The 9,207-nt window shown below is 64.7% G+C and carries 6 protein-coding genes; 3 read left to right on the top strand and 3 right to left on the bottom strand.

Features of this window, described 5'->3' with window-relative positions:
- The first annotated feature begins 1 nt into the window (after position 1).
- The 3 genes from ACHUEU_RS15655 to ACHUEU_RS15665 all read left to right on the top strand — a co-directional run bounded on the left by ACHUEU_RS15655 (position 2) and on the right by ACHUEU_RS15665 (position 2,940).
- A complete protein-coding gene (locus tag ACHUEU_RS15655; RefSeq protein ID WP_394217031.1) occupies positions 2–997 on the top strand; it encodes a hypothetical protein in 996 nt (331 codons plus the stop codon).
- A 108-nt stretch (positions 998–1,105) separates the two neighbouring features.
- The gene (locus ACHUEU_RS15660) at positions 1,106–1,780 is read left to right on the top strand and encodes a hypothetical protein (protein WP_394217032.1); all 675 of its coding nucleotides are present in this window, start codon (positions 1,106–1,108) and stop codon (positions 1,778–1,780) included.
- A gap of 68 nt (positions 1,781–1,848) precedes the next feature.
- Positions 1,849–2,940: a PIN domain-containing protein gene (locus tag ACHUEU_RS15665; RefSeq protein WP_394217033.1), complete on the top strand. Its 1,092-nt coding sequence runs from the start codon at positions 1,849–1,851 to the stop codon at positions 2,938–2,940.
- A gap of 243 nt (positions 2,941–3,183) precedes the next feature.
- Here the strand turns inward: ACHUEU_RS15665 and ACHUEU_RS15670 are convergent, their stop codons facing one another.
- The 3 genes from ACHUEU_RS15670 to dnaE form a co-directional block, all read right to left on the bottom strand.
- Positions 3,184–3,783, bottom strand: a complete 600-nt coding sequence (locus ACHUEU_RS15670; protein ID WP_394217034.1) for an HNH endonuclease — start codon at positions 3,781–3,783, stop codon at positions 3,184–3,186.
- Between the two features lie 40 nt (positions 3,784–3,823).
- Entirely contained in the window at positions 3,824–4,294 is a 471-nt protein-coding gene (gene ssb, locus ACHUEU_RS15675) for a single-stranded DNA-binding protein (RefSeq protein ID WP_394217035.1), read from the bottom strand.
- 144 nt (positions 4,295–4,438) lie between these two features.
- Positions 4,439–8,752 (bottom strand): DNA polymerase III subunit alpha, encoded by a 4,314-nt coding sequence (dnaE, locus tag ACHUEU_RS15680; protein ID WP_394217036.1) that lies wholly within the window; start codon positions 8,750–8,752, stop codon positions 4,439–4,441.
- Positions 8,753–9,207: the final 455 nt, after the last annotated feature.

Genomic DNA, 9,207 nt, shown 5'->3' on the forward strand with positions numbered 1-9,207 from the left:
CATGGGCTCGAAGATGATCCGGAGCTTCATGATCGGGGCGATTGTGATGCTCGTGCTCGGCGGGCTGTTCTGGCTGATCCCGGAATCCGTTCCGAGAGACGAAGCACCACCTCAGGGCGAGGGCACGGAGATCGCCGTGCTGCCCTCTGATGGCGGAACGGACCAGCAGGTGGAGACCGACGCACCGTCCACGCCGGCAGTCGAGGACACCTCGGAACCGACCGGCGATCGGACCGATCCCGAACAAGTCGCGCGCGCATTTATGAACACGTACCCGGGCGACGTCCATTCCCTCGCAGATCCGACGTTCCTCGCCTCCCTCGACGGAGTCGACGCGACACTGCTCGAGCAGGTCACGGACATGAGCCTTGAGCAGGTGGATCAAGCCACCGACGAGGTCTACGAGCGGTATGCGTACACCGTCTCCGGCACCTACCGAGGTGAAGAGGTGCAGATCTACTCGATTGTCGTCGCTCGCCCCGCCGAACCCGGTGAAGGAGGTAGCGCGGCCGAGAACGACCTAGCCTTCCAGGTCCATTCGTTCGACTGGGCACTGGCCATGCTCGGCGACGAAGGCCGTCCCGGCCCAGCCGCCGGCGTACTCTCCCCGCTCAGCGCCGAGCAGCGCGGCCACCTGATCAGTCAGACGCGCACCGAAGTGATCGTCCCGATCCTCACGGTCGACCCCGAGGAGAGCACTGAGCAACGCCAAGAACGGCTGGACGAACTGACGGTCGAGTCGATCGACGTGACTCCCCCGATGTCGCGCAGCGGACGGTACGCCATGACGACCGAGATTCTCTCCCAGGCCTACAGCACTGAACTGGGCGGCCCGATCACGATCACCTACACCGGCACTTGGGTCGATCCCTACGATCCCGCCTACCACGGGTCCTGGTCACTTACGGCAACGATCGCTCGAGACGACAACGGCGGGCTCATCGTCCACGGCGTCGTAGGCACTCCACCGGCCGAGAGCAACGGCAACGACGGGTAGTCGCAGTCTGTATGGGGACGCTATTTCGTCCGCGATTGCCTTATAAGTGCTGCCCACTGCCACAAATCGTGAGATGGTCAGATGTGCTTGCGAAACGAGGGAGTTGACGTGTCTGAAACTGAGGTTGCGCTGCTGGTGAGGGCAGTGCGGGAAGAACTGGGCGATCCGGAGAGCTGGAGAGTTCCGGTGGAGTTCCCCAACTCATTGGCACTATGCGCGCTGAACTCGGTGTACTCCCTGAATGGTCGATCTCGGGCAGGGGCAAATGTTGTCGGTCGCTATCAGCAGTGGCGGCGCGATAACGGTGCGAACCCAGAGACTGACAGCGGCCCTGATTTGATTGCCCTCATGGATGCGGCAGGTGGACCGCGCGCATTTGCACTGGACGTGCTAGACGCACGCCGGCCATTGGCGCGGAGCCCGAGGCTGCGGACTGAAGGTATCCAAGACGGATTGAAGGCATTGCAAGCGTTGTCAATCCTCACGGCCGAGGATCTGCGCCGGACTCACGACGAGAATCGTGAAGCGGTCCGTCGCGCCTGGATGGCAGTACCGGGGCTGGGAAAGCGGTCGTGGTTCTATCTACTGATGAACTCAGGGGTCGAAGACGAGGCCAAAATTGACGTCATGCTGAGCCGGTACATTGCCCGCGCCTTGGGGGCTCCGGCACGGTCGCATGCGCATGCACGGGAGCTGATGAAGGCGGTAGCGGAGGAGCTGGGTGTCAAGCTCCGCTCCCTGGACCGTGCCATCTGGCTACATGAGAGCGGAACTGCCCAGTAGCAGCCTCCCAGCAAGGAGAGCTCTCGCTCTTGGAGGGAGACGGGGGTGTCCTCCAGCATAATGGGCTCATGATCGCTGTCGTGATTGACACCAACGCCATCCATCGCGACCCGTGGTTGAAAAATCAGCCGGGTACTGCACTCCTCGACCTCGCAGACCGGGGCAAATGCGTGCTCGTGTTCCCGCAGGTTGTGATCGATGAGCTGAGTCGCCAGCAACACGACTGGGTGCATTCGAAGCGGCACGAGGTTAAAGTGCTCGTCGAAAAACTACGCGGCAACCCGGTCAACGTTGACGCGACGCTTGATAGCCTCGAACAAAGCATCAACGAACTGACCTCCCAAGTTAAGTCCAGTTTCGATGAATTAATTACGCGAACTGGCGTCAAAGTGGAACCGGTGCCCACAGATGCTACAGCCCGTCTGGTGAAGCGTGATCTTGCGCGGCGGCGACCGTTTCTCGAAGAAGGCAGCGAGCCGTGGTCGACAGGCTTCCGCGATGCGGTGATATGGGAAACGATCCTCGACGTGCTGAGCGAGCTCCCCGCCGACGTGAGGTTGATCTTCGTGACAGCCGACAAGGGCTTCCTCTCGGACGATAAAAAATCACTTCACCAGGATCTGCTCGAAGATCTGGACGCCCGTCAGGTAGCGCACGACAGAATTATCACTGCCCAGACGACATTCATGGCCAACTCCGAGGTTGAGTCACACGTTAATGCCGCAACTGAAGAGGACGCAGATCACGCAGAACTGGTACGCGTCGCCACGGACGCGCTCTACGCGCTAACCGACCAGGATATCTCACTGCAGATGGTTCACGGCGGAGACTACGACTACCCCGAATTTGTGAAGTTTGAAGTTCCCCCAATGGAAAGCCAAGAGATCGTGGCGATCGACCAGTGCACAGAGTTTACGTTCGAGCCCGAAGTTGATGGCGCAGTAACGGGCTCCGCTCAGGTCAGACTGTCCATCGAAGGCGCAACTTTCAAAGGTGATTACCTCGTTGAGAGTGAAGGTATCCTTGAGCTAATTGGTGAACTCAACAACCACTACTTCGAAACAATGGCTACGATTGAGGCTCGAGCCGTGGTTGAGATCGAGAACTGCGGGGATACCGGGAAGTACACCATTAAGAGCATCGCACTAGAGGACTTATGAACCGGTCGACACACCAACAGGAGCGCCAATTCCGCGCGGGCTCGCTACTCGACGGCTCGCGATCCGCCCTAACCCAATATCGGGCGCAAATTCTTACATAGGCCAGCCCGCGCCTTCGCGCGAATCCTCTGTTTAGATTCAACCAATAACCGGTTATGCGAATTTTACGTAGTCTACCCTCAAAATTAGACGATGAGCATGTTCCCGTTGGCTAGTGATGGAGTCCGCAGAACCCATATCCGGTTAGGACCAACCTGACTTTCGTGGGCTACTCGCAGCTCTTCCGTGGTTCCACGCACTCGACCTCGAGGCATCCTCTCCTGTCGTTAGAGCTGCTCCAGTTCGCCACTGGATCTGCGGCGACTGACCTTCGGGGAAGTAGCGGCGGCGGCGCCACTGCAGACGCACGATGTACATCCGTGTCGGCACGGAACCGGACTTGCGGCTGTTATGAAAGGGACACAGAGCCTGCTGGTTGCTCATGGCGGTCCGCCCGCCGCGTGACCAGGGAAAGATGTGGTCCCCCTGAGTGGGGGTGTTCGTGCAGCGGTGCCAGAAGATGGACTTGTGCTCGCACCTGAGCCCTGCGCGTTCGAATGCGGCCCGACGCTCGGCGACAGTGAAGCCCCGGCGGGGATCCCGCGAGTCGCAGGCTCCGCCGGCCGGTGACGCCAGCACCACGCAAACCAGCAGCGCGGCGACCACGGGAACGATCAGCCAGGGATGCTCGACGATTTTGCCGAGGATGGCTTCGAGCACGTGCAGGACGCCGCTGAGCCTTGGTGCCTCCGTCATGTCGTCCAATCCCCTTCCCGTTCGACGTGAGGCGGGCCGTCGACTCATCCGGGTGGGATGCGTCGACGGCCCGTAGTGACTTCGTGGGTCAGAAGTCGAAGTCGTCGTCCGAGCCTGAGTCGTCGGCGCCGGCCTTGACGGAGGCGCTGGCCTTCGCCTTCGGTGCAGCCTTCGAGGAGGAGCGGTTGCCGTTGCCCTTGCGGCGGGTGGCCGTGGTGGTGGCGAACTTGTTCGAGGGGCCGGCCTCCTCGACGATCAGCTCGAGGGTGGAGCGCTCGTTGCCGTCCTTGTCGGTGAAGTCGTTCTGCTTGAGCTTGCCGACGAGGATCACGCGGTCGCCCTTCCCGTGCGACTCGGCGAAGTTCTCACCGGGCTCACGCCAGTAGGACGCCCGCACGAACGTCGGCTCCCCATCCACCCACTCCTCGGACTCCTTGTCGAAGATCCGGTCGTTGTGCGCGACGGAGAACGAGGCGACCGGGATGTTCTTCTTCGTGTGGCGCAGCTCGGGGTCGGCCGTGAGCTGACCGACGACCGTGACGATGTTGTCCAGAGCCATGTGAACTCTCCTCTTTGGTATGCGTGACATCGCTGATGCTCTGCCACATGGCTGCAACCCCTCGGGGGCCGCGGCGGGAAGATCCCGCATACCGCACCAGTGGGCGAAGCCGACTCCTCGCAGGACGTGCCAGGGCGGCGCGCGTCAGCCGGAGCGTGCAGCGACAGGCGGGCCCAGTCCGTCGACCGAGACCGTTGCCGGGTCGATCGCGCCGGAGTTGATCGCATCGGACATCGCCCGCAGCTGGACGCGCCAATGCCCGGGCTCGATCACGACGCAGCACAGCGCTGGCGTCGACACGAGCGCCGGAAGTCTGCCCGCGGCAAGAAGCTCAGTCAGCCGGCGCTGCGCGGTCGCAGGGACGCGCACGGATCCGTTCTCGGTCTCAAGCCGCAGATGCACCCCGGTACCCCGCCCTGCGCGCGGTGTGGCGAGCTCGAACCCCTCCCCACTGACCTCACTCAGCGCCTCCTGCAGCTGCCGCCACTCAATGGTCCTGACGATGTCCTGGATCCCGAGGCCCTTCCCATCACCTCCCCCCTCCGGCACCTCCGGAGCTCGCCCACGCTCCGGGGCCTCCAGCGGGATCTCCCCCGTCGTGGACGGATCAGACGAGGATGCGACCTCGGAGCCCGCAAGGCGATCCACGCCCGGGACGACCTCCCCGTCGTCGTCATTCGAGATGCCCGGGCCCGAGCTCGAGTCCATGACACGCGGTTCCGGGGTGCCGTCAGCCAGCATCCGCCCTACCGCCAGGACCGGATCGCCCTCAGCGTCACGATCAGGGTCTTCGACGGCCATGAATTCCACCTGCGACAGCACGAGCGAGTGCTCGAGCGTCGTCTCCGTGCTGGACTCCCCCGTCACCTCGTCAGTGACTTCCCGCTCGACCTCCCTGATTCGAACCGTGCCGCGGATCTCCACCAAGTCCCCCACGTCCGGCATCCCGATCTCTTTCAGGCTGGCGTGGACATCGGCGAACCCGACCGTCTGGATGGAGGTGTGGGCGTTCTCCAGCTCCATCGTCACCATCCACGTCCCTTTGCGGGTCAGTCGCTCCGTGAACGCGGAGACGATCCCGCCGGTGTGGACCTTGGCACCGTCCGTGCCGGGCAGCTTGTGCAGCCCCACGGGTGGCTTCGGCGCCGCGTCATCGCCCGCATCGGCTCGGTACAGGGCGGCGATCTGACGAGCGAGGGCCTTCGTGGGGTGAGTGCCGGTGATCGCGAGGATGCTGGCCCGCTGCCGTGACGCCTTCTCCAGCACCGAGTACTCCATCTGCGGAACTCGGATGTCGGGGTCTTTCGCGACGGCGCGGGAGGCGATCACGTGCCCCAGGCGGTGTCCCTCGCCGACGTAGTCGAACGCGCCGGCCTGAGCAAGAGCCGCCAACTGGGCGCTGGTGACGGACTTCTTCTTCCCGCCATCGTCGGTGGCGGGCACGATCACGCGGGTGGCGACCTCGGCCATCGAGGCGAACTTCCCGCCCCGGTCACGTTCGGCGACGATCTCGGCAGCGATCGAGCCGACCCCCTTGATCTCCCCCAATCCGAGCCAAACGGCACCGTCGCGGGCGATGGTGTGCTCGTCAGAGGTGTTGATATCGGGGGCCTGGACGGTGACGCCCTCGGCGCGCAGGGACCGGATCGTCGCGACCCTGAGGTGGGCCTTGTCCTTACCGGAGCCGGTGAACCGCAGCACGGCCGCCCCGAACTCGGCTGGCCAGTTCGCTTTCAGGTACGCAGTCTGGAACGCCAAGGCCCCATACGCAGCGGTATGCGATTGGTTGAAGGCATAAGCTCCCGAGCCCTCGAACGCGGTCCACAGTCGCTCCGCAGTCTGGGCGGAGATCGCAGGGACGGGCGTGGTTCCGTCCTCGGCGACGCCCTCGTGCTGGGCGCCGGCGATGAAGTCGGGCTTGAGCGAGTCGATCAGGTTCTGCTTCTTCTTCGAGATCGCTCGGCGCAGGTTGTTCGCTCGCGCCGCGTCGAACTTCCCGACGATCTTGCCCAGGCGCATCATCTGCTCCTGAAACAGGATCACTCCTTGCGACTGCCCCAGCACCGCCGCGATCACGGCCTGCTCGGCAGAATCGGTGGTCAGGGAGTCGTAGGAGACCGGGGCCTTGCCGCCGGTGCGCTGGGCCCACTCGGTGTGCATGCCGGCGCTCATCGGGCCGGGCCGGTAAGCAGCGATCAGCGCAGCGAGGTCATCAAGCGTGCGCGGATGCGCCGTGGTCAGCAGGTCACGCATCCCGCCGGACTCGAGCTGGAACACGCCGGTGGAGTCACCGCGGCCGAGCAGTTCCCAGGCGGCCTCGGCGCGGGGACCGTCGGTGCGCAGCTCGAGCAGGTCGAAGTCGATCTCACCGTGGGTGGCGATGACGTTCTGTTCGGTGGCCTTGACGATGTCGAGGTTCCGCAGACCGAGGACATCCATCTTCAACAGCCCGAAGTCGGCGATATCGGCGCCGTCCCATTCGGTAATCCATTCGCCCTCGACCAGGCGCATCGGGACCAGTGGGGTGAGGTTCTCGTCGGAGACGACGACACCGCAGGGATGCGTGCCGGGGCTGACGACGACTCCTTCGAGAACGGCGGCGTATCCCATCATCGTGCCCACGCCGTAGCGGGGCCGGCCCCGGGTTCCGGGGCTGGGGAGGTCATCGCCGTCCTGTGTCGCGAGGTGGTCGCGGAGTGACTGGCCGGCCTCGTAGCGGTCCCGCAGCGCAGCGGCGTCCTTAGCGCTCAACCCGGTGGTTTCCGGCGGGTCTGGGCGCAGGAGCATCGCCAGATCTGCGCAGTCGGTGGGGAGCTGCTTCTTGACGTCGGCGACGGTGCTGACGGGGATCTCGAGGTAGCGGCCGGCGGAGTCCATGGCGCGCTTGGCCTTGTTGGTGCCGTGCATGCCGAGGCGGCACACGTTGTCGTGGCCGTAGCGGACGGAGAGGTAGTTGATCACCTCGCCGCGGCGTTCCTTCTCGAAGTCGACGTCGATGTCGGGCATCTCGGTGCGCTCGAGGTCCAGGAACCGCTCGAACAGCAGCCCACCTTCGATCGGATCGATACCCACGATCTGCAGGCTGTACGAGAGTGCGGAGCCGGGTGCTGAGCCGCGGCCGGGGCCGACATGGATCGGAGCCTTTCGTGCTCGCTCAGGGTCCTCGGTGTTGTAGTCGTGGCGGGTGACCCAGTCGGCGGCGGTCCAGTCGGAGCGGGCCCAGGCGATGAGGTCTTCGACGAGTAGGAAGTAGTCCATGACGCCGAGGCGGCAGATCACCGACAGCTCGAACTTCAGCCGCGCAGACACCTCGACGGGCAGGTCTTCGCCCCAGCGCTGCTTGGCGCCGACGTGGACGCGGTGCATGAAGTAGCTGAAGGTGACGGGGTCTGTGCCGTCAGCGGCAGAGGACGGGACCGTGTAGCGCTTGTGCGTGCCGTTCTCGAGTCCGGTGGTGAACCAGGCGGGGATCGGGAAGCTCGGCACCCTCAGCCGGGTCTCGGGGAAGATGTCGGCCTCGATCCGGGCGGCGATGCGCACGGTCTCGTCGCAGCCCCGCTGCCAGATCTCATCATCCGGTCGCAGGGCGCGCATCTGAGCTTCGGTGCGGAAGAACTGACCGGAGCCGCTGAACCGGTACCGGTCAGGATCATTGATGGTGCGGCCCGACTGACCGAGCGCAATGTGGGCCTCGTGGACGGGCTGCTCGTCTTCGGCGACGTAGTGGGAGTCGTTGGTGACCACGACCGGCAGCTCGTTGCGGGCCGCGATCTCGTACAGGCCGGTGAGGGCACGTTCCTGGGCGGCCTGAGCATGGTCGGCAAGCTCGACGTACACGTTCTCGTGCCCGACCGCGCCGATGAGCCGGTCGAGATTCGCCTGGGCCCGGTCAGCTTCTGCCGCGTCCGCTGCAGGGTCGGTGCCGGTGATGCGGGAAAGGGGACCGGCGATCGGGCCGCCAACGCAGCCGCTCAGCACGATCAGACCTTCGGCGTGCTCAGCAAGGAGCTCGTAGTCGATCAGCGGGTACTTCCCGGCCTTGGACTCCTGCGAGCGGTTGGACATCTCGATCAGGTTCCGCAGACCGGTCCGGGTGGAGGCGAGGATCGTCAGGTGTTCGTAGCGCTTCGTCTTCGTCGCCGCCCGAGTGGACGACGCCGAGGAACCGCCCGGGTCGAGGTCGTCGGAGTCTGCGGCGACCTGGATCGTGCCGGGGTCATGCCGGGTGCCGGAGACGACGAGGTAGGCCTCGATGCCCGGGATCGGTGCGACAGTGCCGGACTTCGCGCAGGCGGTGCGGAGTGCCCAGAGGGAGGCGAGTCGGCCGTGGTCGGTGATCGCCAGGGCGGTCTGTCCGTCGGCGGCGGCGGCGTCCACGAGGCGGGTCACGGAGGACAGGCCGTCGAAGTCGGAGTACTCCGAGTGGGTGTGGAGGTGGACGAAGCCCGCAGTGCTCACCGAGATCCCTTTCGACGCCGTTCCCGTGCCACTGCGCAGTGGGCGCGGCGGCCCCCTCGCGGGACAAGCCCGGCAGGTCGACCGTTCACAGATCCGGCGCCGTTGTGCTTCCCCGAGCCGGTGTTGGCAGACATTTCCCTTATAAGGTCATTCCGGGGGACGTGGGATATGTACGCGAACCCGGCCTGACCAGCACGTTATGCGTTGGCACCACGGTGGCACTGGCCTGGTGCTCAGAGCGACGGAAGTCCGCGCCGACCTGCTGAAACATGCGAATCTCGCTCGGACTGAAGATGGTGGCGCCCCGTTGGCGAACGCGGACTGACCTGCGTGAACTGCGGTCCCGTCTGCCAGGGCCCGTTTTCGGGGGCCGATAGACCGGGGTTCCGCAGAATTGGGTGCGGCTAGAGGCATGGATGTGCGCGCTGATCTGCGGTAACACCCTCTGCGGCGAG

This window comes from Brachybacterium vulturis, from assembly GCF_043641765.1.
GTDB classification, from domain to species: Bacteria; Actinomycetota; Actinomycetes; order Actinomycetales; family Dermabacteraceae; genus Brachybacterium; species Brachybacterium vulturis_A.

Coding starts and splice junctions, on each gene's coding strand:
- ACHUEU_RS15670 (WP_394217034.1), bottom strand. CDS start 3,783: ATGAGTCGACGGCCCGCCTCACGTCGAACGGGAAGGGGATTGGACGAC.
- ssb (WP_394217035.1), bottom strand. CDS start 4,294: ATGGCTCTGGACAACATCGTCACGGTCGTCGGTCAGCTCACGGCCGAC.
- ACHUEU_RS15655 (WP_394217031.1), top strand. CDS start 2: ATGGGCTCGAAGATGATCCGGAGCTTCATGATCGGGGCGATTGTGATG.
- ACHUEU_RS15665 (WP_394217033.1), top strand. CDS start 1,849: ATGATCGCTGTCGTGATTGACACCAACGCCATCCATCGCGACCCGTGG.